We start from the raw sequence: 23527 nt of genomic DNA, 5'->3' as shown, positions 1-23527 counted from the left end.
TGGACGGTTCACACGCATGTCACACACGCGTGCGGCCACGGGTGCGGTGACGGGTCCGGTCAGACACCGAGCGCCGCCAGCCGCTCCTCGGCCCGCTCCGGCGCGTACAGGTATTCCACGACCAGAGCCCCGGCCCCCACCAGCCCCGCCCGCTCCCCCAGCCGCGAGGTCACCACGTCCAGATGAGCGGTGGAGCGGGGCAGCGCCCGCTGATACAGCAGCTCACGCACGCCCGTAAGGAAGGGGGTTCCGGCCAAATCTCCGGCGATCATCAGTACACCGGGGTTGAGTAGCGTCACCACGGTCGCCAGTACGTCCCCGACCTGCCGCCCCGCCTCCCGCGCCAGCGCCATCGCCTCCGGGTGCCCGGACGTCAGCAGGTCGCGCACATCTGAGCCGGAGGCGGCCGGGACCCCGGCCTCCGCGAGCCGGCGCGCCACCGCGCCACCACTGGCGACGGCGGCCAGGCAGCCGTACGAGCCGCACCGGCACAGCGCGTCGGCGCCCACCCGGATGTGCCCGATGTCGCCCGCGCCGCCGTCGACGCCCCGGTAGATGCTGCCGCCGACGACCATGCCCGCACCGATACCGGTGGAGACCTTGACCAGCGCGAACGCCGAGCAGTCCGGATACCCGGTGCGCTGCTCGCCGTACGCCATGAGGTTGGCGTCGTTGTCGACGAGCACGGGTACGGCCGCCCTGGCACCCCTGGCCGGTGCCGTACCGCCCGCGTCCGCACCCGGCGCCGTACGCAGCCCCGTGTGTTCGGCGAAGGCGCGGCCCAGGCGGCCCCTTATGTCGTAGCCGTCCCAGCCCGGCATGATCGGCGGCTGCACGACGCGGCCGGTGTCGGTGTCGACGGGGCCCGGCACCGCGAGCCCGATCCCGCAGACCTCCTCCGCCCGGTGCCCGGCCTTCTCCAGCAGCTCGGCGAACCAGCGGCCGAGTTCACCGAGAACCGTCTCCGGGCCCTCGTCGATCACCAGGACGCCCGTGTGTTCGGCCAGGATCTCGCCGGTCAGGGTGAGCACGGCGGCCCGGCCGTGCCGGGTGTCGAGGTCGGCGGCGAGGACGACCGCGTGGGCGTCGTCGAATTCGAGGGTGATGGACGGGCGTCCGCCGAGCGGGGAGTCGACGGGGCCGCCCGCGCCCTCGCGCAACCAGCCCGCGCGGAAGAGCCGGTCGAGCCGCTGGCCGACCGTGGCCCGCGACAGACCGGTGGCCTGCTGCAGCGCGCCGCGTGTCGTGGCCCGGCCGCTGCGCACCAGTTCGAGCAGATCTCCGGCGCTTGCCTGATTCCCGGCCTTCACGGTCCTCCCTGCCCTTCCCGTCATGCGCACCCCCTTGCGTTCCTCAACTCTGCATTACATATTGAGTTTTGCGTGTTAAATAGACGTAACCCTACGGTAGCTAGTGCCGAACTGGTCGGCCGGACGTCTTCGGGGAGACCTGAGTGGACAGCACAACCCAACTCACCGCCTGGCGCACGGGTATCACCACCCCCGTGCGCACCTCCGGCACTCCTGTGCACGCCTCCGGCCCGCCCTCTTCGCCCGGTCCGAGTGAGATCACCCGTTCCGGATCACTTGTATACGATCCCGTCGAGTCGACGGGGTCACTGCACCTCGGGGCCGCCCGGGTGCTGAACGGCAACTGGACGGGAACGTCCACGGTGCCCTCGCGCGGCCTGTATCCGCACCAGTGGTCGTGGGACTCCGCGTTCATCGCGATAGGGCTACGCCATCTGTCCCCCTTGAGGGCGCAGACCGAGCTGGAGACCCTGCTCGGTGCGCAGTGGGCCGACGGGCGGATCCCGCACATCGTGTTCAACCCCTCCGTGCCGCTGGACGCGTACTTCCCGAGCCCCGACTTCTGGCGCTCCTCGACCGCGGGACGCGCCGCGGGCGCCCCGCGCACCGTACAGACGTCGGGCATCGTGCAGCCACCGGTGCACGCGCTCGCCGCATGGCTGGTCCACCAGGCCGACCCGGGGCTGTCCCGGGCCCGCTCCTTCCTCCCCCGGATGTACCCCCGCCTGGCGGCCTGGCACCGCTATCTCCTGCACCGCCGAGACCTGGGCGGCGGCGGTCTCGCCTCCGTGGTCCACCCCTGGGAACAGGGCATGGACAACAGCCCCTGCTGGGACGCCCCGCTGAGCCGCGTCACCCCGGCACCGGCCCGCTCCTTCCGCCGCGCCGACCTCGACCACGGGGCCCCCGAGGACCGCCCGACGGATCTCGACTACGGACGGTACGTGCGGCTTGCCACGGACTACCGGGACGGGGAGTACGCGGACGGGGGCGGCGAGTTCGCCGTCGAGGACCCGGCGTTCAACGCGCTGCTGATCGCCTCCGAACACGCGCTGGCCCGTATCGCACAGGAGCTGGGCGCGGCGGGGACGGCCCGGCACGCCCGGGCCGAGCGTCTGACGGCGGCGCTGGTGGAGCGGCTGTGGGATCCGGCGGAGGGGATGTTCTTCTGCCGGGATGTGTATGACGAGAGCGAAGGCGGCGACAGGGTCGAGGGCGGAGGCCGGGGCGAGAGCGGAGGCAGCGGCAAGAGCGGAGGCCGGGGCGAGAACAGTGCTCTCGGGTCGGAGCAGCGCTCTCGGCGCAGTGCTCACACTCCGGAGCAGCGCTCCCAGAGCAGTGCTCTCGCAAGGGAGCGGCGCTCTCCCCGTGGAGCACTGATCCCCGAGCGCAGTGTCGCCGGGCTGCTCCCCCTCATCCTCCCCGCGCTGCCGCGCGACATCGCCGCCACCCTCGTGGGTACCGCGAGCGGCCCGCACTTCGGGCTCGGCGGGGCCACGCGCCTCGTACCGAGCTACGACCTCACCGGCGACGCGTTCGATCCGCACCGGTACTGGCGGGGGCCGGCCTGGTTCAACACCAACTGGCTGCTGGAGCGCGGCCTGCGCCTGCACGGCGAGCACGCGCGGGCGGACGGGCTGCGCGCCGCGCTGCTGGACACGGCCGCGGAGTCCGGGTTCGCGGAGTACGTGGACCCGTACACCGGCGAGGCCTGCGGAGCGCTCGGCTTCAGCTGGACCGCGGCACTGACGCTGGATCTGCTGCACGAGCCTTCCGGGGCGGACCAGACGGACCAAGTCGTGTCCCACCCGGGGCGCTACGCGTTCGACAAGACACACAGCACAACAGGACACAGCACAACAGGACACAGCGCATTCGATACGGGCGCCAAGGGAGGGAACCGGGGATGACGGACCGGCATCATCTGCTCGTGCACGGTGGGACGTTCGCCGCCGTGGGCGACGGCGGGGACATCAGCGGCGTGCGGGGCGGCAGCTCCCCGGACGGGTTATTCGTACGGGACGCCCGGCACCTCAGCCGCTGGCAGCTGACCGTCGACGGCGCGGTGCCCGAGGCGCTCACGCCGGTCGCGGACGGCGACACGGCACGTTGTGTGCTGGTGCCGCGCGGCGGCCGCACCGAACCGCCCGCGTACACGCTCTTCCGTGAACAGGCCGTCGCCGACAGCGCGTTCGTGGAGGCGCTGCGCGTCACCAGCAACCGCCCGACACCCACCACGGTCCGCATCGCGGTCACCGCGGACGCCGACTTCACCGACCAGTTCGAGCTGCGTTCCGACTACCGTACGTACGCCAAGACGGGCGTCGTCCGCCAACGTCAAGTCCTGGACGACGGCGTGGAGTTCAGCTACCGGCGCGGCGAGTGGCGGTCCTGTACGACGGTCACCTCCGAGCCCGCCCCGGACGGCGTCGAGGAGACGGGCACGGGCGCGCGTCGTCTCGTATGGACCCTGGATCTCGAACCGCACGGCTCGGCCGAGCTGTCGCTGCGGGTCGCGGCACGTCCGCACGGCGCCACGCGGGAGCCCCGCGTGCCGCTCTCCCCCGCCGCCGCCAATGAGCGACTCCTGGAGCTGGAGGACGAGTTCGCGGAGGGCGTGCCCTTCCCGACCGGCTGGCCCGAGCTGGCCGCGGCCTGCGCGCGGGGCCTGTCCGACCTGGCGGTGCTCCAGGTACCGGCGACGGGCCCGGACGGCGAGGAACTGCGCGTCCCGGCGGCCGGAGTCCCCTGGTTCCTCACCCTCCTGGGCCGCGACGCCCTGCTGACCTCGCTCTTCGCGCTCCCCTACCGCCCGCAGCTCGCCGCCGCCACACTGCCGGCGCTCGCCGCGACCCAGGCGACGGAGACAGGGGCCGAGGCGGTGTCCCAGCCCGGCAAGATCGTGCACGAGGTGCGGCACGGCGAGCTGGCGCACTTCGGGCAGGTGCCGTACGGGCGTTACTACGGTTCGGTGGACGCGACGCCGCTGTTCCTTGTGCTGCTCGGCGCGTACACGGAGCAGACCGGTGATGTCACGCTGGCCCGGCGTCTGGAGGCCAACGCCCGCGCGGCGATCGGCTGGATGCTGGACCACGGCGGTCTGACCTCGCGCGGCTATCTCGTCTACCGCGCGGACGGCGGCGGCCTCGCCAACCAGAACTGGAAGGACTCCCCCGGCGCCATCTGCTCGGCCGACGGCAGCCGCCCCACCGGCCCGGTGATGGCGGCGGGCGCGCAGGGATACGCGTACGACGCGCTGCGCCGCACCGCGCACCTGGCCCGCACGGTCTGGGGCGACGAGGTCTACGCGGCGCTCCTCGAACAGGCCGCCGGCGACCTCCGCGACCGTTTCCAGCGGGACTTCTGGATGCCTGAACACGCCTTCCCCGCACTCGCGTTGGACGGTGACGGCCGCCATGTCGACGCCCTCGCGTCGGACGCGGGCCATCTGCTCTGGTCGGGCCTGCTCGACAAGGAGTACGGCGAGCTGGTCGGCCGCCGCCTGCTGGAGCCGGACTTCTTCTCCGGCTGGGGCGTCCGCACGCTCGCCTCCGGCCAGCCGGCGTACCACCCGCTCTCGTATCACCGGGGGTCTGTCTGGCCCCATGACAATGCGCTGATCACGCTGGGGTTGGCGAGGTACGGGCTGCATGACGAGGCTCGTACGGTGGCCCATGCGCTCGTGGACGCCGCCACGGCAGCCGGCCACCGCCTTCCGGAGGTTCTTGCGGGGTATGGCCGCGACAGCCATGGGGAGCCTGTGCCGTATCCGCATGCGTGCGTGCGGGAGTCCCGTTCGGCGGCGGCTCCATTGGCGCTGCTCACGGCAGTTGGGGGTGCCTGAGGTCTTGGAGTCGGGTGCGGGTTGTCGTGGGCTGGTCGCGCAGTTCCCCGCGCCCCTGAAGGGGCGCTGACCTCGCCGGGGAAAGAAAGTCAGCCGCCCGACGTGTCCAGCTCCGCGTCCTCGCTCACGCCCGCGCAGTCGTACGGGTCCTTCAGCCAACCGTCCGGCAGGACAACCCTGTTGTTGCCGGACGTGCGGCCGCGGGGCCCGTCCGCGCCCGTCGGCCACGGCTGGTCGAGGTCCAACTCGGCCAGCCCCTCGGAGAGTTCCGCGAGTGACGAGGTGATCGCGAGGCGCTTGCGCATCTCGGAGCCGACCGCGAAGCCCTTGAGGTACCAGGCCACGTGCTTGCGGAAGTCGATGACGCCGCGCGCCTCGTCGCCGATCCACTCGCCGAGGAGGGTGGCGTGGCGGACCATGATCGCGGCGACCTCGCGGAGGGTCGGGCGCATGATGTCCTGCGGACGCCCCTCGAAGGCCGCGACCAGGTCCGCGAAAAGCCACGGCCGGCCCAGGCAGCCGCGCCCGACCACGACCCCGTCGCAGCCGGTCTCCCGCACCATCCGCAGCGCGTCCTCCGCCGACCAGATGTCGCCGTTGCCGAGGACGGGGATCTCCGGCACATGCTCCTTGAGGCGAGCGATGGCGTCCCAGTCCGCCGTGCCGCCATAGTGCTGCGCGGCGGTGCGGCCGTGCAGCGCGATCGCCGTGACGCCCTCGTCGACCGCGATCCGTCCGGCGTCGAGGAACGTGATGTGGTCGTCGTCGATGCCCTTGCGCATCTTCATCGTGACGGGCAGGTCCCCGGCGCCGCTGACGGCCTCGCGGAGGATCGCGCGCAGCAGGTTGCGCTTGTACGGGAGGGCGGAGCCGCCGCCCTTGCGCGTCACCTTCGGGACCGGGCAGCCGAAGTTCAGGTCGATGTGGTCGGCCAGGCCCTCCTCCGCGATCATGCGGACGGCCTTGCCGACGGTCGCCGGGTCCACGCCGTACAGCTGGATCGAGCGCGGCTTCTCGGTCGCGTCGAAGTGGATCAGCTGCATGGTCTTCTCGTTGCGCTCGACCAGCGCCCGCGTGGTGATCATCTCACTGACGAACAGGCCCTTGCCGCCGCTGAACTCACGGCACAGCGTGCGGAACGGCGCGTTCGTGATCCCGGCCATGGGGGCCAGGACGACGGGCGGCTGCACGGTGTGCGGGCCGATTCGCAGCGGGGACGCGGGAGCGAGGACGGTCGTGGACATTCCCCCATTGTCGCGTACGGCGACGAGTGCTCGTACGAGAGATCATGTAGCGGTCATTAGTTAGACACACTATTGAAGTCGGCGTACGCTGGTGGGATGCCGGAACTCAGCCACCGCCACCGCATGCTGGTGCTCGCGATCTGCTGCCTGAGCCTGCTGATCGTGAGCCTCGACGTCACTGTTCTGAACGTCGCTCTGCCCTCGATGCAGCAGGAACTGCACGCGAGCGTCGCGGGCATGCAGTGGACGATCGACGCGTACACGCTGGTCCTCGCCTCGCTGCTGATGCTCGCGGGCTCGACCGCCGACCGCATCGGGCGCCGCAAGGTCTTCATGGCGGGCCTGGTCGTCTTCACGATCGGCTCGGTGCTGTGCTCCCTCGCCCCGAACCTCGACTTGCTCATCGTCTTCCGCATGGTGCAGGCGGTCGGCGGTTCGATGCTGAACCCGGTGGCGATGTCGATCATCACCAACACCTTCACCGACCCCCGCGAGCGTGCCCGTGCGATCGGGGTCTGGGGCGGTGTGGTCGGCATATCCATGGCCGCCGGACCCCTGGTCGGCGGCCTGCTCGTGGACTCGGTCGGCTGGCGCTCGATCTTCTGGCTCAACCTCCCGGTGGGCCTCGCCGCACTCCTGCTGACCTGGCGCTACGTCCCCGAGTCCCGCGCCCCCAAGGCCCGCCGCCCCGACCCGGTCGGCCAGCTCCTGGTCATCGCGCTGCTCGGCTCACTGACGTACGCGATCATCGAGGCGCCCAGCTCCAGCGCCCTCAAGACCCTCACCTTCGGCGCGATCGCCGTCGCCGCGCTGCTCGGTCTGCTGCGGTACGAGCCCCGGCGCGCCGAACCCCTCATCGACCTGCGCTTCTTCCGCTCGGCGCCGTTCAGCGGAGCCACGGTCATCGCCGTCAGCGCGTTCGCCGCGCTCAGCGGCTTCCTCTTCCTCTCGACGCTCTATCTGCAGAACGTACGCGGCCTGAACGCACTGCACGCGGGCCTGTGGATGCTGCCGATGGCGGCCATGTGCTTCGTGTGCGCGCCGGTGTCGGGACGGCTGGTCGGCAGCCGGGGACCGCGTGTGCCGTTGCTGGTCGCCGGGGTCGCGATGACCGCGAGCGGGGTGCTGTTCGCCGCGTTCGAGGGCGAGACGTCGAACGTCACGCTCGTCATCGGCTACGTCCTCTTCGGCCTCGGCTTCGGCTTCGTGAACGCCCCCATCACCAACACCGCCGTCTCCGGCATGCCCCGCTCCCAGGCGGGCGTCGCCGCCGCGGTCGCCTCGACCAGTCGGCAGATCGGCGGCACGTTGGGCGTCGCCGTGATCGGGGCGGTGCTGGCGTCCGGCATTCAGGCGTCGGCGTACAAGGACACGTTCGTGTCGGCTGCCCGGCCGGCGTGGTGGATCATCGCCGGGTGCGGGCTTGCCGTGCTCGTGCTGGGGGCGCTGACCAGTGGGCGCTGGGCGCGCGGCACGGCTGAGCGGACTGCTCGGCAGCTTGAGCCCTCCGGGGAGCGGGATGTTGTGGGCGTACGCCCGGAGGCAGGGGCAGGAGCGACGTAGAGCTCGGCGAGGAAGGCGGGTTGTCGGCTGCAGACCGTACGTGGCTGAGCGCGCAGTTCCCCGCGCCCCTTACGGGGCGTCTGCCGACAGGGCGATCTCGTGCAGCTTCTCCAACCGCTCGCGGCTCTCCTCGTCCGTGGGGGCGTACGTCACCATGCGGGCGCCCATGTCGGGGGCGAGCCACAGGTCGGTGTGGTCGACGGTGATGAGGCCGACGTAGGGGTTCACGAACTGCTTGGTCTTGCTGCGGGCGCCGACCACCTCGTACCGGTCCCAGATCTCGCGGAATTCCGCCGACTCCGTCTTCAGCCGCTTGACCAGCATCTTCCAGGCGGGCTCACCGAGGTGACCGGCCATCGCGGCGCGCAGTCTGGCGGCCATGAGACGCATGGCCTCGTCGAGGAACACGATCGACTTGCGCCACTCCGCGTTGGTGTAGGCGAGGATCAAGAGGTTGCGGTCCTCGGGCGGTACGGAGTTGAGGTCGCTCATCATCAGACGGGCGTACGTGCGGTTGTACGCCAGGATGTCGTAGCGGCTGTTCTGGATGCAGGCCGGGACCGGCTCCAGCTGGGTCAGCATCTGGTGCAGGGCCGGGGTGAGGGTCGGGCACTTCGCGGCGGGTGTGGGGTCGATGGCGCCGGCCAGCCGGAAGAGATGGTCGCGCTCGCTGGAGTCGAGCAGCAGGGTGCGGGCCAGAGCGTCGAGGACCTGTTCGGAGACCTGGATGTCGCGGGCCTGTTCCAACCACGTGTACCAGGTGACGCCGACGGCGGAGAGCTGCGCGACCTCCTCGCGGCGCAGGCCCGGGGTGCGCCGGCGGCGGCCGCGAGGCAGTCCGACCTGCTCGGGCGGGATGCGCTCGCGCCGGTTGCGCAGGAAGGCGGCGAGCTCGTGACGCCGGATCTCGCTGCCGCGGGGGGCGGCGGTGCCGTGCGGTTGCGGCTCCACCAGCTGAAGAGGGGTGGTCTCCTGCGCCATCGTCGTCATGCCTCCAGCCTGCCGTTCACCGGAACCTGTTTCCAGGTACTGCTTCTACCAGGATAAGAAGACTCTGGTACCAGTCTGAGGCCGGGAGAATCCTGGAGCACGTGACCGAAACGGGAACCCTTACGACCTCAGTCCGCTCCCCCGCCGCACCACCCGTGCTCGGCGGCCTCGGACTCTTCACGGTGCTGCTCGGTGCGGCACTGCCCCTCATCGACTTCTTCATCGTCAACGTAGCCCTGCCGACCATCGGCCGTGACCTGAACGCGAGCGAAGCCGTCCTCGAACTCGTCGTCGCCGGCTACGGAGTCGCGTACGCCGTCCTGCTCGTCCTGGGCGGACGCCTCGGCGACCTCTTCGGCCGGCGCCAGTTCTTCCTCGGCGGCATGGCGGCCTTCGGCCTCACCTCGCTGGCGTGCGGGCTCGCGCCCACCGCCTGGACGCTGGTGGCGGCGCGCGTCGCGCAGGGCGCGGCGTCCGCGGCGATGCTGCCGCAGGTCCTCGCCACCATCCAGTCGGCGACCTCGGGCCCGCGCCGCGCGAAGGCCATGGGCCTGTACGGGGCCACGGCCGGCCTGTCCATGGTGGCCGGGCAGATCCTCGGCGGCGTCCTGGTCGCCGCCGACATCGCGGGCACCGGCTGGCGCTCGGTGTTCCTCGTGAACGTGCCCGTCGTGATCCTCGGCCTGATCCTCGCCGCGCGCGCCGTCCCCGAGACGCGCTCGCAGCACCCCCAGCCGATCGACGCCCCCGGCACGGTACTGCTCGCCGTAACCCTGCTGGCACTCCTGGTCCCGCTCACGGAGGGCAGGGCGGCGGGCTGGCCGCTGTGGACCTGGCTGTCGCTCGCCGTGTTCCCCCTCGCGGCGGCGGCGTTCTACTTCGTCGAGCGCCGGGAGGACCGCCGTGGCCGTACGCCGCTGGTCCCGCCGAGCCTGTTCGCGCTCACGTCCCTGCGCCGGGGACTGGTGATGATCGTGCCGTTCTCGATCGGCTTCAGCGGGTTCATGTTCGTGATCGCGGTGGCGTTGCAGCGCGGCGCGGGCCTCGGTCCCGTAGCTGCGGGCCTGGCTCTCGCACCCATGGCGGTCGTCTTCTTCGTCGTCTCCCTCTGCGGCCCCCGGCTGGTCGCCCGCTACGGCACCCGGGTCGTCACCGTCGGCGGCCTGATCCAGGCGGTCGGCGTGGCCCTCCTGGTGCTGGCGGCCTTGCGGTCCTGGCCGAACCTGGGTGTCTGGGAGCTGATGCCCGGCGCGGCGGTCGCGGGCGCCGGTCAGGCCCTCCAGCTCCCCGTCATCTTCCGGATCATCCTCTCCGAGATCCCGCCCGCCCGGGCCGGCGTCGGCGGCGGCGTCATGGTCACCACCCAGCAGTCGGCCCTCGCCCTCGGCGTAGCCACCCTGGGCTCCCTCTTCCTCGCCCTCGTCCCGGGCCACGGCATGCAGGACGCCCTCGTGACCACGCTGTTGGTGCAGCTGGCGGGCGTGGCGCTGACCACGGCGCTGAGCTTGCGGCTGCCTCGGACGATCAGTTGACGTTCAGTCGACGATCGTTTGAGGCGAACCCGGCCGCGACGCCGCCTCGTAGGACCGGCCCGTCACGCGAGTGGGGCGAGTGGGGCGGCCAGCGTCTCCGACTGGCCCGCGCGCCGGAGGGCATCCGTGACGAAGCCGTCCGCCTTCAACTCCTCGACGAGGTCCCGGAGGAAGCGGACGGTCTCGGGACGGCGGGAGGTGGTCGTGCCGACCGCCTGGCGGATCTGCATGAACCGGTCCTCGATCAGCCGGAGTTCCGGGTGCCGCGCGACGAACTCGGTCATCGGCTGCCTGATGCCGGCCGCCACCTCCAGGGCCTCGGCACGGAACACGTCGACCCCTTCGTCCCCGCGCACCACGCTCGCGTGCCGCAGCGTGCGGGACAGGAAGAGGTCGTAGGCGGACCCGCGCTTCACACCGATCCGTACGCCGGGGCGGTCCACGTCCGCGACGGTGATGAGGTCCGAGTCGCGGGGGACGGCGTACACGCCCTCGATCACGACGTACGGCGCCGTGAAGGCGACCTCGGCCTCGCGGGCGGGCTCGACGGCCAGGAAGCAGATGTCGGCCCGGCCCTCCGCCATCGCCTCGTACGACTTGCGCGCGGCGTCGAAGCAGACGAGTTCGACCGGCAGTTCCAGCCGCGCACCGATCTCGCGCGCGAGGTCGACGGTGATGCCGGCCGGGGCCGCCGGGGTGCCCTGGGCGAGCACCGGATTGCCCAGGTTGATCGAGGCCCGAAGGGTGCCGTGCGGTGCGAGGTCCTTGGCCGTGGCGGCGGTTCCGGTGGTCATGGGGCGGAGTTTAGGCACACCTGGCCCCCTCATGACCGCGACCGGGCCCACACCTAACTCATCGCCGAAGAGCCCCCGTTGATCTTCGCCATGCTGCACACTCCTTGCTGCGCAAGCGAAGCGGTAACACCTGGAGGTGTCATGCTGCAGATCAACACGAGCAAGGTAAGCCGCTGGGACCAGCACGGCCGCGAGCACGTCGTACACGTACAACGAGCGGGCGTCCAGCGCACGATCAGATGCGACACCTGCGGCTGGCGCAAGGCCGCGCAGTTCCTGCCGTGGCTGAAGGCGGAGGAACACCTGGCGGAGGCGCATCAGGCGACGGTGGATCCGACGGAGGCCTAGAGGGGCCTGGAGGGTGTTGTGGACCGGCGGGCGGGTCCCGCGCGTCAGGCCCGCAGGCCCCGCAGCAGCAGGTCCACGACCGCCTCGAACTCCGCCTCGATGCCCGGCTGTTCCCACTCCCGGGCGTAGCACGGGTCGTGGAAGCGGCCGGTGGCGTCGAAGAGTGCGCGGGCCGTGACGGCGGGGGCCGCCGAGGCGAACACCCCGCGCTCGACGCCGTTCTCGATGATCGTGGTGAGCTGGCCGGTCAGGTCGGCGATGTGCCGGTCCACGACCTCGCTGATCTCACCGATCAGCACCATGTACGTGGCGAAGAGCTGCGGATCTTCGCCCGCCTTGTGCCGCTTGGCCGCGAACAGCGCCGCGCACCACGCGCGCAGCCGGGACTCGGGGTCCCGGTCCTCGTCGGCGACGATGCCGGACAGGGCCTCGGACGTGCGGTCCAGCCACCGCTCGGTGACCGCCTCCCGCAGCGCCGCCTTCGTACGGAAGTGGCGGTAGACGCTGCCGTGGCTGACGCCGAGCGCGCGGGCCACGTCCACCACGGTGGCCTTGGCGGGGCCGTGGCGGCGCAGCACGTCCTCGGTGGCTGCGAGGATGCGCTCGGCGGTCAGTGCTTCGGTGGTCTGTGCCATGTCAAAGACCGTACCTTCCGGTACCGTCAGCGCTCGCTGTCGAGGTGTGCCATCTGGGCCGTCGGGTAGCGGTCGCCCGCGGCGGCGTCCGCCGGCACCGCCGCCTCGATGGCGGCCAGGTCGGCGAGGTCCAGCGTCACGTCCAGCGCCCCCAGCGCCTCCGTCAGCCGGACGCGGCTGCGCGCACCGACGAGCGGCACGATGTCCTCGCCCCGGGACAGCACCCAGGCGATCGCGATCTGCGCGACGCTGACACCCTTCTGCTCGGCGATCTTCCGCAGCGCCTCGACGAGCGTGAGGTTGTGCTGGAGGTTCTCGCCCTGGAAGCGGGGGCTCATGGCCCGGAAGTCGTTCGCGGCGAGCTGCCGGTCGGCCGTGAAGTGGCCCGAGATCAGCCCGCGGGACAGCACGCCGTACGCCGTGATGCCGATGCCCAGCTCCCGCGTCGCCGGCAGGATCGCCTCCTCGATGCCGCGCGAGATGAGCGAGTACTCGATCTGGAGGTCCGCGATGGGCGCGGTCGCGGCGGCCCGGCGGATCGTGTCCGCGCCGACCTCGCTCAGGCCGATGTGCCGTACGTGCCCGGCCTCCACCAGCTCGGCGATCGCGCCGACCGTCTCCTCGATCGGTACGCCGGGGTCGACCCGCGCGATCCGGTACACGTCGATGTGGTCCACGCCGAGCCGCTGGAGCGAGTACGCGGCGAAGTTCTTCACCGCGGCCGGGCGGCCGTCGTACCCCGACCAGCCCCCGTCCGGGTCACGCAGCGCACCGAACTTGACGCTGGTCAGCGCCTGCTCGCGACGCGCCGCCGGGGCCGCCCGCAGGGCCTCGCCGATCAGCATCTCGTTGTGACCCATGGCGTAGAAGTCGCCGGTGTCGAGGAGCGTCACGCCCGCTTCCAGGGCAGCGTGGATGGTGGCAATGGACTCGGCGCGGTCGGCGTCGCCGTACAGCGCGGACATGCCCATGCAGCCGAGGCCGAGGGCGGAGACCTGGGGGCCGGTGGTTCCGAGAGTGCGCGTGTGTGTCGTCATGCGACCACCATGACATGACAGCTGACAGATTTCAATATCTGTCAGCTGTCATCTGTTATCTGTCAGCTGCCAGTCGCTCGTCGCCCGCCGGCCATTCGTCATGGAATTTGGTCCAGACCTATTGACGAGAGGTCTGGACCACGAGCACTGTCATGGCTACGACACCTCACCGCACCCCCACCGGGAGGCCTCGCATGATCCGCCGTATGCTCGCCGCCGCACTGACCGCGGCCGCGCTCGTCCCCCTCTCGATCGCCACCGCCCCCACCGCATCCGCGGCCGACACCTGCACCGTCAAGTCCCGCCCGGCCGGCAAAGTGCTCCAGGGCTACTGGGAGAACTGGGACGGCTCGTCCAACGGCGTTCACCCGCCCTTCGGTTGGACCCCGATCACCGACTCCCGCATCGCCGCGCACGGCTACAACGTGGTCAACGCGGCGTTCCCGGTCATCCGCTCCGACGGCACCGCGCTGTGGGAGGACGGGATGGACACGGGTGTGAAGGTCGCGACGCCGGCGGAGATGTGCGCGGCCAAGGCGTCGGGGCAGACGATCCTCTTGTCCATCGGCGGGGCGGCGGCCGGGATCGACCTCAGTTCGTCCACGGTCGCCGACCGTTTCGTCGCGACGATCGTGCCCATCCTGAAGAAGTACAACTTCGACGGGATCGACATCGACATCGAGACGGGCCTCGTAGGCAGCGGCAGCATCGGCCAACTCTCCACGTCGCAGGCCAACCTGGTCCGCATCATCGATGGAGTGCTGTCCCAGATGCCGTCGAACTTCGGGCTGACCATGGCGCCGGAGACCGCGTACGTCACGGGCGGCAGCGTCGCGTACGGCTCGATCTGGGGCGCGTATCTGCCGATCGTCAAGAAGTACGCGGACAACGGGCGCCTGTGGTGGCTGAACATGCAGTACTACAACGGCAGCATGTACGGCTGCTCCGGCGACTCGTACTCCGCGGGCACCGTCCAGGGCTTCACCGCGCAGACCGACTGCCTGAACAAGGGCCTGGTCGTCCAGGGCACCACCATCAAGGTGCCGTACGACAAGCAGGTCCCCGGCCTCCCCGCCCAGTCGGGCGCCGGCGGCGGCTACATGTCACCGAGCCTCGTCTCCCAGGCGTGGAAGCACTACGGCACCAGTCTCAAGGGCCTGATGACCTGGTCGATCAACTGGGACGGCTCGAAGAACTGGACGTTCGGCGACAACGTCAAGGCGCTACAGGGCCGTTGAGCGGCACCAGCACCGCCGGAACACCAGAACACCGGAACACCGGAACACCGGAACACACCTGAACGCGGGAAGCCCCCGGCACCCAGGAGAGGGTGCCGGGGGCTTTCCGAAAAGCCTGACGAGCGAGGTGCGAGGTCAGCAGCCGATCAGACGCGAGGCGAGGTAGCCCTCGATCTGGTCGAGCGAGACGCGCTCCTGCTTCATCGTGTCGCGCTCGCGCACGGTGACCGCGTTGTCGTCGAGCGTGTCGAAGTCGACGGTGACGCAGAACGGGGTGCCGATCTCGTCCTGACGGCGGTAGCGGCGGCCGATGGCGCCGGCGTCGTCGAACTCGATGTTCCAGTGCTGGCGAAGCGCCGTGGCGAGGCCCTTGGCCTTCGGGGAGAGCTCGGGGTTCCTCGACAGGGGAAGAACGGCGACCTTGACCGGCGCCAGGCGCGGGTCGAGGCGCAGCACCGTGCGCTTCTCCATCTTGCCCTTGGCGTTGGGCGCCTCGTCCTCGACGTAGGCGTCCAGCAGGAACGCCAGCATCGCGCGGCCGACACCGGCGGCGGGCTCGATGACGTACGGAGTCCAGCGCTCGCCGGCCTCCTGGTCGAAGTAGGAGAGGTCCTGGCCGGAGGCCTTGGAGTGCGCGCCGAGGTCGTAGTCCGTGCGGTTGGCGACGCCCTCCAGCTCACCCCACTCGTTGCCGCCGAACTGGAAGCGGTACTCGATGTCGGCGGTGCGCTTGGAGTAGTGGGAGAGCTTCTCCTGCGGGTGCTCGAACCAGCGCATGTTCTCTTCGCGCAGACCGAGGCCGGTGTACCAGTTCCAGCGCTCCTGCATCCAGTACTCCTGCCACTTCTCGTCCTCGCCCGGCTTGACGAAGAACTCCATCTCCATCTGCTCGAACTCGCGGGTGCGGAAGATGAAGTTGCCGGGCGTGATCTCGTTGCGGAAGGACTTGCCCATCTGGGCGATGCCGAACGGCGGCTTGCGGCGCGAAGTGGTCTGCACCTGGGCGAAGTTGGTGAAGATGCCCTGCGCGGTCTCGGGGCGCAGGTAGGCGACGGAGCCGCTGTCCTGCGTGGGGCCGAGGTGGGTGGAGAGCAGGCCCGAGAACTGCTTGGGCTCGGTGAAGGTGCCCTTGTTGCCACAGTTGGGGCAGTTGAGGTCCGTGAGGCCGGTCTCCGGGGGGCGGCCGTGCTTGGCCTCGTACGCCTCCTCCAGGTGGTCGGCGCGGTAGCGCTTGTGACAGGAGGTGCACTCGGTGAGCGGGTCGGTGAAGGTCGCGACGTGGCCGGAGGCGACCCAGACCTCGGTGGCCAGGATCACGGAGGAGTCGATACCGACGACGTCCTCACGGGAGGTGACCATGTAGCGCCACCACTGGCGCTTGAGGTTCTCCTTGAGTTCGACGCCGAGCGGCCCGTAGTCCCAGGCGGCGCGCTGTCCGCCGTAGATCTCACTACAGGGGAAAACGAAGCCACGGCGCTTGCTCAGGTTGACGATGGTGTCGATCTTGTCGGCGGCCACGATGCTCTCTTCAGTACGAACGGACGGCGCGAATGCTTCAGGTTACCGGCGCCGCCCACCCCTGTATCAAATCGGTTCACGGACCGGGCCCGGACCGGGTCGCTTGCTCCCGCTTGCTGCCGCTTACCGAGGCCTTACCCAAGGGCTTGTTGACAATCGTTTCCAGATTTGTTGAAAATGACTGTCATGAACGTACGACGACGCCTCATAACCGGGACCGCCGTGGCCGCAGCCACCCTCCTCGGTCTCGGCACCCTTTCCGCCTGCTCGGGCTCCGCCGCGGCCGACGGCAGCAGCGGGAAGCTCGACGTGGTGGCGTCGTTCTACCCCATGGAGTACCTCGCCGAGCAGATCGGCGGGACGCATGTGAACGTCACGACCCTGACCCAGCCCGGTCAGGAACCGCACGACCTGGAGATCAGCGCCCAGCAGACCGCGCAGCTCCAGGAGGCGGACGCCGTCCTCTACCTCAAGAACCTCCAGCCGGCCGTCGACGACGCCGTGGCGCAGTCCGAGGTCAAGGCAAAGATCGACGCCGCGTCGCTGACCACGCTGGAGAAGCACGGCAACGAGGTCGGCGGGCACGCCGCCGAGCACGACGACACCGCGGGCGAGGAGAGCGGCGCCAGCGACCCGCACATCTGGCTCGACCCGGTGAAGTACGCCGAGGTCGCCAAGGGCGTCGGCGCCGCCTTCGAGAAGGCCGACCCGGACAACGCGGCCACGTACAAGAAGAACACCGAAGCGCTGGTCAAGAAGCTGGACGCGCTCAACACCCAGTACAAGGACGGACTGGCGGACACCAAGACCAAGGTCTTCATCACCACCCACGCCGCCTTCGGCTACCTCGCCGAGCGCTACGGCCTGACCGAAGAGGCCATCAACGGCCTGGACCCGGAGTCGGAGCCCAGCGCGAACCGCGTCCAGTCGCTTGAGAAGATGGCCAAGGCCGACGGCGTCACGACGGTGTTCTACGAGACGCTCGTGAGCGACAAGACGGCCAAGACCATCGCCGGTGACACGAACCTGAAGACGGACGTCCTCGACCCGATCGAGGGCATCACCAAGAAGTCCAAGGGAAGCGACTACCTGCAGGTCATGGAGTCGAACCTGAAGGCGCTACAGACGGCTCTCGGCGCCAAGTGAGCCAAGTGAGCCAAGTGATCAGCTTGTCAGCATGGAGGACCTCGTGAGCGAGCCCGTGATATCCCTGCGCGGCGTGACCGCCGAGCTGGGCTCGCGCCCGGTCCTGCGCGGCATCGACCTCACCGTGCACCGCGGCGAGGTCGTCGCGCTGCTCGGCGCCAACGGCTCCGGCAAGTCGACGGCCATTCGCAGCGTCATCGGCCAAGTCCCGGTCAGCGGCGGCGAGATCGAAATCTTCGGCACCCCGCGCCGCCGTTTCCGGGACTGGAAGCGTGTGGGGTACGTCCCGCAGCGCACCACCGCCGCGGGCGGCGTGCCCGCGACGGTGACCGAGATCGTGGTCTCCGGCCGGCTCTCCCGCGCCCGCTTCGGCGTGTTGCGCAAGGCCGACCACGAGGCGGTCGGGAAGGCCCTCGAACTCGTCGGCCTGGCGGACCGCGCGAAGGACTCCGTCAACGCCCTCTCCGGCGGCCAGCACCAGCGCGTCCTCATCGCCCGCGCCCTCGCCTCCGAACCCGAGCTGCTGATCATGGACGAGCCGATGGCCGGCGTCGACCTGGCCAGCCAGGAAGTCCTGGCGGCGACGCTGCGCGAGCAGGTCGCCCAGGGCACCTCCGTCCTCCTCGTCCTGCACGAGCTGGGCCCCCTGGAGCCGCTGATCGACCGCGCGGTCGTCCTGCGCGACGGCTGCGTCCTGCACGACGGCCCGCCCCCGCGGGCGGTCGGCCAGCACGCGCTGCCCGGCCACGACCACGTACACCCGCACGCGGCTCACGACGCCGAACCGATCCGGACGGGACTGCTGAGCTGATGACCCTCCTCAACTACGAATTCATGCAGCGAGCCCTGCTCGCCGCCGTTCTCGTGGGCATCACCGCGCCCGCCATCGGCATCTACCTCGTGCAGCGCCGCCAGGCCCTGATCGGCGACGGAATCGGCCACGTGGCGATGACGGGAGTCGGCCTCGGCTTCCTGCTGTCCTGGTCCCCGGTGTGGATGGCCACACTCGTCGCCGTGCTCGGCGCCGTCCTCATGGAGCTGATCCGCTGGTACGGCAAGACGCGCGGCGACATCGCCCTCGCGATGCTCTTCTACGGCGGTATGGCGGGCGGCGTGATGCTGATCAACCTCGCGCCGGGCGGCAGCAACGCCAATCTCATGTCGTACCTCTTCGGCTCGCTCACGACGGTCTCGCAGGAGGACGTGACGACGATCTCCCTGCTGGCGGGCTTCGTCGTGCTCGTCACCGTCGGTCTGCGCCGGCAGCTGTTCGCGGTCAGCCAGGACGAGGAGTTCGCGCGGGTGACCGGGCTGCCGGTGCGCGCCCTGAACCTGCTCACGGCGGTCACGGCGGCCGTCACCGTCACGGTCGCCATGCGGATCGTCGGTCTGCTGCTGGTCTCCGCCCTCATGGTGGTGCCGGTCGCGGCCGCGCAGCAGCTCAGCAGGAGCTTCGCCGCCACCTTCGCCATCGCGGTGGCGATCGGGGTGAGCGTGACCATCGGCGGCACGGTGACCACGTACTACGTGGATGTGCCGCCCGGCGCGACGATCGTGCTGCTGGCCATCGGCGCGTTCATGGTGCTGACCGCGCTGGCGACGCCGCTCGCCCGGCGCCGGGCCCGGGCCGCAGCACTGGCGCAGGCCGCCGGGGACCCGGCAGAGTGCGCGATTCCGGCCAGCCGGGGCCAGGAGAGGAAAGTCGGCGTCTGACCACCCACAGCCCGGGCTGGCACAATGGCCGGGCAAGGGCAGACGCACGCGAGGAGGCAACGGTGACAACCGCTGGATCGCCCGTTCGGGGCCGTTCCACCCGGCAGCGCACCGCCGTGGCGGCGGCGCTCGACGAGGTGGACGAGTTCCGCAGCGCGCAGGAGCTCCACGACATGCTCAAGCACAAGGGCGACTCCGTCGGGCTCACCACGGTGTACCGCACGCTGCAGTCCCTCGCCGACGCCGGCGAGGTCGACGTGCTGCGCACCTCCGACGGCGAGTCCGTCTACCGCCGCTGCTCCACCGGCGAGCACCACCACCACCTCGTCTGCCGCGTCTGCGGCAAGGCCGTCGAGGTCGAGGGCCCGGCCGTCGAGAAGTGGGCGGAGGCCATCGCCTCCGAGCACGGCTATGTGAACGTGGCGCACACGGTGGAGATCTTCGGTACGTGCGCGGAGTGCGCGGCGGCGAAGGGCTGAGGGATCACACGCGGGTCAGGTTGCGGTCCAGGAGCGTCCGCAACCGATCCACGTCCGCGGGGGCGGCCAGGGCACGCTTGGGCAGCATGGTGAAGGCGACGGCGTTCTTGTCGGGGCTGAGCATGACGAAGACGTCCGCCGTCTCCCGGTAGCGGGGCTGCGCGGACCAGTTGACCGACGCCGTGGTGTTGTCGCTGATCACCGTCGCCCCGGTGTCCGTCACGGTCACGCGGAAGGTGCCCAGGCGCTCCGCGAAGCGGTGGAACTGGCGTGCCTGGAGCCACGGCGTGAGCAGGATCAGGATGCCGTAGACGAATATCCCGACGTACAGCGGGAACGGCGCCGCCTTACCTCCGGACATCTGGAACGCGATCTGCAGGGCGAGCAGGACGGCGAAGCAGCCAAGAATCCAGAACTGCCTTCGGCTCGCCCGGCTGACGCCTCGGCGCGCTCGCAGCGCCGACGCGAAATCCGCGACGGTCGGCCGGTACTCCAGCTCGACCGCGTCCGCCCCCCGCAACTCCTGCTGCCCCGCACCCTGGTCCTCGACCACGGCCCCTCCCCAGTTCAGTGGTGATGAGCCGTGATCGTAGCGGCAGGGTCCGACAGCGCCGCTCGGGGCCCGGGGACTACGAACCGTCGCCCTGCATGTCCCGCTCCATGGCGAGCAGTTGCTCGTTCGGAACCGCCCCGCCGAAGCGCCGGTCGCGCTGCGCGTACTCGACGCACGCGCGCCACAGGTCACGCCGGTCGAAGTCCGGCCACAGCACGTTCTGGAAGACCATCTCGGCGTAGGCGCTCTGCCAGAGCAGGTAGTTGGAGGTGCGCTGCTCGCCGCTCGGCCGCAGGAACAGGTCCACGTCCGGCATGTCCGGGTAGTAGAGGTACTTCGCGAAGGTCTTCTCGGTGACCTTCGACGGGTCGAGCCGTCCCGCCTTCACGTCCTCCGCCAGGGCCAGCGCGGCATCGGCGATCTCGGCGCGACCCCCGTAGTTCATGCAGAAGTACAGCGTCAGCCGATCGTTGCCCTTGGTCTGCTCCTGGGCGACCTGAAGCTCCTTGGCCACCGACTTCCACAGCTTGGGCATCCGGCCCACCCAGCGGACCCGGATGCCGAGTTCGTCGAGCTGGTCGCGGGTCTTGCGGATGAAGTCACGGTTGAAGTTCATCAGGAAGCGCACTTCGTCGGGCGAGCGCTTCCAGTTCTCGGTCGAGAAGGCGTACAGCGAGATGGCGCCGACCCCCATCTCGATCGCGCCCTGCAACACGTCGAGGACCCGCTCGGCACCAACCTTGTGCCCCTCGGTACGCGGCAGCCCACGGTCCTTGGCCCAGCGTCCGTTCCCGTCCATGACGATCGCCACATGGTTCGGCACCAGCTCACCGGGGAGCTTCGGCGCGCGGGCACCGGACGGGTGCGGTTCCGGCGTCCTGTACTCGCGGCGCTGGCGTCCCAGGATCCCGCGTACAACCATGTGCTTCTCGTCTCCTCGGTTCTCTTACGTCTCGGTTCTCTGACGTCTCGGTTCTCTGACGTCTCGGTTCTCTGACGTCTCGGTTCTCTGACGTCTATTTCTCTACGTACCGCAGAGAGCGCAGCCCGCGCTCCAGATGCCAGTGCAGATAGGCCGACACCAGCCCGCTGCCCTCCCTGACGTGCCGCGGCTCGCACGCGTCCGCGGTCTCCCAGTCTCCCGTCAGCAGCGCGCCGAGCAGTTCGAGGGCCTGCGCCGAGGGTACGACGCTGCCGGGCACCCGGCAGTCGACGCAGACGGAACCTCCCGCCGCGACCGAGAAGAACCGATTCGGTCCCGGCATCCCGCACTTCGCGCAGGCGCTGAAACTGGGCGCGTAGCCGTTCACGGCGAGGGAGCGCAGCAGGAAGGCGTCGAGGATGAGATGCGGCTCGTGCTCACCCTGGGCGAGGGTGCGGAGCCCGCCGACCAGCAGCAGATACTGCTGCACGGCGGGCTCCCCCTCATGATCGGTGAACCGCTCGGCGGTCTCCAGCATGGCGGTACCGGCCGTGTACTTGGCGTAATCGGTCACGATCCCGCCACCGTACGGAGCGATCGTCTCGCTCTGCGTGCACAGCGGCAGCCCGCGCCCGATCAGCTCACTCCCCCGCGCGAAGAACTGCACATCCACGTGCGAGAAGGGCTCCAGCCGCGCCCCGAACTTGGACTTGGTCCGCCGGACACCCCGGGCTACGGCCCGTACGCGCCCGTGACCGCGCGTGAGCAGCGTGATGATCCGGTCCGCCTCACCCAGCTTCTGGGTGCGCAGCACGATGCCGTCGTCGCGGAACAGACTCATGCCGTCCATTCTCGCCTACGGCGGCGGCGCCCCGGCCCGGATGGGCGGCTTTGGGCCGGGCCCCCTTCAAGGCACCTCGCCACGACTTCGTGCGTTGGCGTACGCGGTCGCCGCGCTGAGACGTTCCGATGCCGTGGCTCGCCGGACGGCGCCCGGCTCGCAGTCCCACTCCTTGCCACCGCCGAGCGGTCTCAGCTGTACGTACGGCCCCTCGTGCCCCATGACCATGCCCACCTTCCCTGTACGAGTGTCGACGGCGTACGAGCCGATCGGCAGCTTCACCGCAGGGCCGCCACGAGCCGGGCGGCGACCTCGACGGAACAGCCACCCAATTCGACGAGCGGACAGGGGGCCTCGCGCGCCAAACTCGCCGGGTCGATCCGCAGTGACGGCAACGTAATTCCGGCGTGGGCGAGCGCCGCCCGCAATTCCTTCACAATTTCCTCCGCCTCCTCGACGCAGTGCGCCGAGTGTCGTCCCCCGAGTGGTACCTGTACTTCCCTCACCCTGCTCCCCTTTCCCTTTGGGTTTCACGCTTTGCATCTCCATCGTGACGCTCTGCACCTACACTCGGCAGGAGTCTGCCCTCTACAAGTGCGGCGCAGCGTAAGGGGGTTGGCCTGTGGCCAACGGTTCGCGGCAGGCGGCGTGGGAGTTCTTCGGCACCGAGCTGAAACGGAGGCGGGAGGACGCCGGTTTCACTCAGGTCGAGTTAGGGGCGCGGGTTTTCGTCTCCGGGGGTTACATCGGACAGTTCGAACAGGCCATTCGGAAACCCCAGTTGGATGTGGCACAACGGATCGATCAGCTCCTACAAAGCGGAGGCTTTTTCGAGCGGATGTGGCGCAAGCTGATCGATGACAAGCGGTACGCGGATTATTTCGCGGAGGTGGTGGAGCTTGAGCGGACGGCGACGAAGATTGCCGAGTTCGCTCCGACGCTTGTGCCGGGGTTGTTGCAGACGGCTGCGTACACGCGGGCGGTGACGCTGGCGAGCAACCCGTTCGCCACCGACGCCCACATCGAGGAGAAGGTGACGGCTCGCATGGAGCGGGCGCAGATCCTGGACGACGCTACACGGCCCGTGTATTGGGTGATCCTGCACGAGCAGGTGCTGCGTATTCCGGTCGGCAGCAGGGCTTTGATGGCTCAGCAGCTGGAGCACATCGCGGAGCTGGTGCGGCAGAAGAAGATGCTGGTGCAGGTGTTGCCGACCTCGGCGGGGGCGTACCCCCTCATGGGCCGGATGGCCAGGCTCTTCGAGTTCGAGGACGCACCGCCAACTGCCTATACAGAGGCCGTGTATTCGGGGAACCTGCTCGACGATCCAGCCCTAGTGAAGCGCGTACAGGGGGCATACGATCTGCTCAGGGCTGCCGCACTGTCGCCGGAGGCATCCCTGGCCCTGCTCGAATCGGCGGCGGAGGACTACAGACGATGCGCGAGTACGACCTGAGCACCGCTCAGTGGCGCAAGAGCACCTACAGCGACGACAACGGGGGCGATTGCGTCGAAGTAGCCGACGGAGTCCCCGGCATCGTCCCCGTGCGTGACAGCAAGGTCCAGGCCGGCCCCGTACTCCTGATCAGTCCTGCCGCCTGGGCGGAGTTCATCGGCACCGTAGGGGAGTAACCCCTCCCCCTGTTCTCAAGTGACCGTCGGGACCGCCCGCTTCTTGGCAGTGTCGTGCTTCCGCGCCCCGAGTAAAGGGCGCTACGCGTCGGCTGCGCCGATTCCGCTTCGCTCCACCCTTGACTCGGGGCGCTCCAGCACGGGTAAGAAGCGAGCGGGCGGCCTGGAGAGGCGGGGGTCTGAGGTGG

At 69.9% G+C, this 23527-nt stretch carries 24 protein-coding genes; 12 read left to right on the top strand and 12 right to left on the bottom strand.

Annotated features, from left to right (window positions below):
* Positions 1–59 precede the first annotated feature (59 nt).
* A complete protein-coding gene (locus tag OIC96_RS32545; protein ID WP_330304435.1) occupies positions 60–1334 on the bottom strand; it encodes an ROK family transcriptional regulator in 1275 nt (424 codons plus the stop codon).
* A gap of 233 nt (positions 1335–1567) precedes the next feature.
* Between OIC96_RS32545 and OIC96_RS32540 the strand changes: the two genes are divergently transcribed.
* Positions 1568–3220: an MGH1-like glycoside hydrolase domain-containing protein gene (locus OIC96_RS32540; protein ID WP_406502256.1), complete on the top strand. Its 1653-nt coding sequence runs from the start codon at positions 1568–1570 to the stop codon at positions 3218–3220.
* Positions 3217–5154, top strand: coding sequence for an amylo-alpha-1,6-glucosidase (locus OIC96_RS32535; protein ID WP_330304436.1), 1938 nt, complete (start codon positions 3217–3219; stop codon positions 5152–5154). Before OIC96_RS32540 ends, OIC96_RS32535 begins: the two co-directional genes overlap by 4 nt.
* A gap of 89 nt (positions 5155–5243) precedes the next feature.
* Here the strand turns inward: OIC96_RS32535 and dusB are convergent, their stop codons facing one another.
* On the bottom strand, positions 5244–6398 hold the full coding sequence (gene dusB, locus OIC96_RS32530; protein ID WP_330304437.1) for a tRNA dihydrouridine synthase DusB: 1155 nt from the start codon (positions 6396–6398) through the stop codon (positions 5244–5246).
* 96 nt (positions 6399–6494) lie between these two features.
* Between dusB and OIC96_RS32525 the strand changes: the two genes are divergently transcribed.
* Positions 6495–7961, top strand: coding sequence for an MFS transporter (locus tag OIC96_RS32525; protein WP_330304438.1), 1467 nt, complete (start codon positions 6495–6497; stop codon positions 7959–7961).
* Between the two features lie 69 nt (positions 7962–8030).
* Here OIC96_RS32525 and OIC96_RS32520 read toward each other — a convergent pair whose 3' ends face one another.
* Positions 8031–8951 carry a helix-turn-helix transcriptional regulator gene (locus OIC96_RS32520; RefSeq protein WP_330304439.1) on the bottom strand — a complete coding sequence of 307 codons (921 nt, stop codon included), beginning with the start codon at positions 8949–8951 and terminating at the stop codon, positions 8031–8033.
* Between the two features lie 101 nt (positions 8952–9052).
* On the opposite strand from OIC96_RS32520, the gene OIC96_RS32515 reads away from it, so the two are divergent.
* On the top strand, positions 9053–10483 hold the full coding sequence (locus OIC96_RS32515; protein WP_330304440.1) for an MFS transporter: 1431 nt from the start codon (positions 9053–9055) through the stop codon (positions 10481–10483).
* A 62-nt stretch (positions 10484–10545) separates the two neighbouring features.
* Here the strand turns inward: OIC96_RS32515 and OIC96_RS32510 are convergent, their stop codons facing one another.
* Entirely contained in the window at positions 10546–11277 is a 732-nt protein-coding gene (locus tag OIC96_RS32510; RefSeq protein ID WP_330304441.1) for a transporter substrate-binding domain-containing protein, read from the bottom strand.
* A gap of 141 nt (positions 11278–11418) precedes the next feature.
* On the opposite strand from OIC96_RS32510, the gene OIC96_RS32505 reads away from it, so the two are divergent.
* The gene (locus tag OIC96_RS32505; RefSeq protein WP_330304442.1) at positions 11419–11625 is read left to right on the top strand and encodes a hypothetical protein; all 207 of its coding nucleotides are present in this window, start codon (positions 11419–11421) and stop codon (positions 11623–11625) included.
* 44 nt (positions 11626–11669) lie between these two features.
* On the opposite strand, the gene OIC96_RS32500 is transcribed toward OIC96_RS32505, so the two are convergent.
* Positions 11670–12260, bottom strand: a complete 591-nt coding sequence (locus tag OIC96_RS32500; RefSeq protein ID WP_330304443.1) for a TetR family transcriptional regulator — start codon at positions 12258–12260, stop codon at positions 11670–11672.
* 26 nt (positions 12261–12286) lie between these two features.
* Positions 12287–13297: an aldo/keto reductase gene (locus OIC96_RS32495; protein WP_330304444.1), complete on the bottom strand. Its 1011-nt coding sequence runs from the start codon at positions 13295–13297 to the stop codon at positions 12287–12289.
* A gap of 194 nt (positions 13298–13491) precedes the next feature.
* Between OIC96_RS32495 and OIC96_RS32490 the strand changes: the two genes are divergently transcribed.
* On the top strand, positions 13492–14535 hold the full coding sequence (locus OIC96_RS32490) for a chitinase (protein ID WP_330304445.1): 1044 nt from the start codon (positions 13492–13494) through the stop codon (positions 14533–14535).
* A 135-nt stretch (positions 14536–14670) separates the two neighbouring features.
* Here the strand turns inward: OIC96_RS32490 and OIC96_RS32485 are convergent, their stop codons facing one another.
* Entirely contained in the window at positions 14671–16053 is a 1383-nt protein-coding gene (locus OIC96_RS32485; RefSeq protein WP_330304446.1) for a glycine--tRNA ligase, read from the bottom strand.
* A 186-nt stretch (positions 16054–16239) separates the two neighbouring features.
* Here OIC96_RS32485 and OIC96_RS32480 point away from each other — a divergent pair, with 186 nt between their 5' ends.
* The 4 genes from OIC96_RS32480 (at position 16240) to OIC96_RS32465 (ending at position 19391) form a co-directional block, all read left to right on the top strand.
* A complete protein-coding gene (locus tag OIC96_RS32480) occupies positions 16240–17199 on the top strand; it encodes a metal ABC transporter substrate-binding protein (RefSeq protein WP_330304447.1) in 960 nt (319 codons plus the stop codon).
* 31 nt (positions 17200–17230) lie between these two features.
* Entirely contained in the window at positions 17231–18010 is a 780-nt protein-coding gene (locus OIC96_RS32475) for a metal ABC transporter ATP-binding protein (RefSeq protein ID WP_330304448.1), read from the top strand.
* Entirely contained in the window at positions 18010–18912 is a 903-nt protein-coding gene (locus tag OIC96_RS32470; RefSeq protein ID WP_330304449.1) for a metal ABC transporter permease, read from the top strand. Before OIC96_RS32475 ends, OIC96_RS32470 begins: the two co-directional genes overlap by 1 nt.
* Positions 18913–18974: 62 nt before the next feature.
* Positions 18975–19391, top strand: coding sequence for a Fur family transcriptional regulator (locus OIC96_RS32465; protein ID WP_330304450.1), 417 nt, complete (start codon positions 18975–18977; stop codon positions 19389–19391).
* A gap of 4 nt (positions 19392–19395) precedes the next feature.
* Here the strand turns inward: OIC96_RS32465 and OIC96_RS32460 are convergent, their stop codons facing one another.
* The 5 genes from OIC96_RS32460 to OIC96_RS32440 form a co-directional block, all read right to left on the bottom strand.
* Positions 19396–19944: a YcxB family protein gene (locus OIC96_RS32460; protein ID WP_330304451.1), complete on the bottom strand. Its 549-nt coding sequence runs from the start codon at positions 19942–19944 to the stop codon at positions 19396–19398.
* Positions 19945–20020: 76 nt separating this feature from the next.
* Complete coding sequence (locus OIC96_RS32455; protein WP_330304452.1) at positions 20021–20866, bottom strand: isoprenyl transferase; 846 nt, start codon at positions 20864–20866, stop codon at positions 20021–20023.
* Positions 20867–20960: 94 nt separating this feature from the next.
* The gene (recO, locus tag OIC96_RS32450) at positions 20961–21707 is read right to left on the bottom strand and encodes a DNA repair protein RecO (protein ID WP_327428575.1); all 747 of its coding nucleotides are present in this window, start codon (positions 21705–21707) and stop codon (positions 20961–20963) included.
* A gap of 66 nt (positions 21708–21773) precedes the next feature.
* Positions 21774–21989 carry a hypothetical protein gene (locus tag OIC96_RS32445; RefSeq protein ID WP_330304453.1) on the bottom strand — a complete coding sequence of 72 codons (216 nt, stop codon included), beginning with the start codon at positions 21987–21989 and terminating at the stop codon, positions 21774–21776.
* Positions 21986–22144: a hypothetical protein gene (locus tag OIC96_RS32440; protein WP_443058400.1), complete on the bottom strand. Its 159-nt coding sequence runs from the start codon at positions 22142–22144 to the stop codon at positions 21986–21988. Before OIC96_RS32440 ends, OIC96_RS32445 begins: the two co-directional genes overlap by 4 nt.
* Before the next feature lie 185 nt (positions 22145–22329).
* Between OIC96_RS32440 and OIC96_RS32435 the strand changes: the two genes are divergently transcribed.
* The gene (locus OIC96_RS32435) at positions 22330–23163 is read left to right on the top strand and encodes a helix-turn-helix domain-containing protein (protein ID WP_330304455.1); all 834 of its coding nucleotides are present in this window, start codon (positions 22330–22332) and stop codon (positions 23161–23163) included.
* Positions 23145–23339, top strand: coding sequence for a DUF397 domain-containing protein (locus tag OIC96_RS32430; RefSeq protein ID WP_330304456.1), 195 nt, complete (start codon positions 23145–23147; stop codon positions 23337–23339). Before OIC96_RS32435 ends, OIC96_RS32430 begins: the two co-directional genes overlap by 19 nt.
* The last annotated feature ends 188 nt before the right edge of the window (positions 23340–23527 follow it).

It is taken from the genome of Streptomyces sp. NBC_00775, from assembly GCF_036347135.1.
GTDB classification, from domain to species: domain Bacteria; phylum Actinomycetota; class Actinomycetes; order Streptomycetales; family Streptomycetaceae; genus Streptomyces; species Streptomyces lutosisoli.
Note: the sequence above shows the minus strand (reverse complement) of the source record. Positions and strands in the feature narration are given on the sequence as shown.

Bases quoted from the DNA above. Each gene is read 5' to 3' on its own strand.
- OIC96_RS32525 (WP_330304438.1), top strand. From the start codon at position 6,495: ATGCCGGAACTCAGCCACCGCCACCGCATGCTGGTGCTCGCGATCTGC.
- OIC96_RS32535 (WP_330304436.1), top strand. From the start codon at position 3,217: ATGACGGACCGGCATCATCTGCTCGTGCACGGTGGGACGTTCGCCGCC.
- OIC96_RS32505 (WP_330304442.1), top strand. From the start codon at position 11,419: ATGCTGCAGATCAACACGAGCAAGGTAAGCCGCTGGGACCAGCACGGC.
- OIC96_RS32430 (WP_330304456.1), top strand. From the start codon at position 23,145: ATGCGCGAGTACGACCTGAGCACCGCTCAGTGGCGCAAGAGCACCTAC.
- OIC96_RS32510 (WP_330304441.1), bottom strand. From the start codon at position 11,277: ATGACCACCGGAACCGCCGCCACGGCCAAGGACCTCGCACCGCACGGC.
- OIC96_RS32455 (WP_330304452.1), bottom strand. From the start codon at position 20,866: ATGGTTGTACGCGGGATCCTGGGACGCCAGCGCCGCGAGTACAGGACG.
- recO (WP_327428575.1), bottom strand. From the start codon at position 21,707: ATGAGTCTGTTCCGCGACGACGGCATCGTGCTGCGCACCCAGAAGCTG.
- OIC96_RS32480 (WP_330304447.1), top strand. From the start codon at position 16,240: ATGAACGTACGACGACGCCTCATAACCGGGACCGCCGTGGCCGCAGCC.
- OIC96_RS32500 (WP_330304443.1), bottom strand. From the start codon at position 12,260: ATGGCACAGACCACCGAAGCACTGACCGCCGAGCGCATCCTCGCAGCC.
- OIC96_RS32495 (WP_330304444.1), bottom strand. From the start codon at position 13,297: ATGACGACACACACGCGCACTCTCGGAACCACCGGCCCCCAGGTCTCC.
- OIC96_RS32490 (WP_330304445.1), top strand. From the start codon at position 13,492: ATGATCCGCCGTATGCTCGCCGCCGCACTGACCGCGGCCGCGCTCGTC.
- OIC96_RS32475 (WP_330304448.1), top strand. From the start codon at position 17,231: ATGGAGGACCTCGTGAGCGAGCCCGTGATATCCCTGCGCGGCGTGACC.
- dusB (WP_330304437.1), bottom strand. From the start codon at position 6,398: ATGTCCACGACCGTCCTCGCTCCCGCGTCCCCGCTGCGAATCGGCCCG.
- OIC96_RS32520 (WP_330304439.1), bottom strand. From the start codon at position 8,951: ATGACGACGATGGCGCAGGAGACCACCCCTCTTCAGCTGGTGGAGCCG.
- OIC96_RS32470 (WP_330304449.1), top strand. From the start codon at position 18,010: ATGACCCTCCTCAACTACGAATTCATGCAGCGAGCCCTGCTCGCCGCC.
- OIC96_RS32545 (WP_330304435.1), bottom strand. From the start codon at position 1,334: ATGACGGGAAGGGCAGGGAGGACCGTGAAGGCCGGGAATCAGGCAAGC.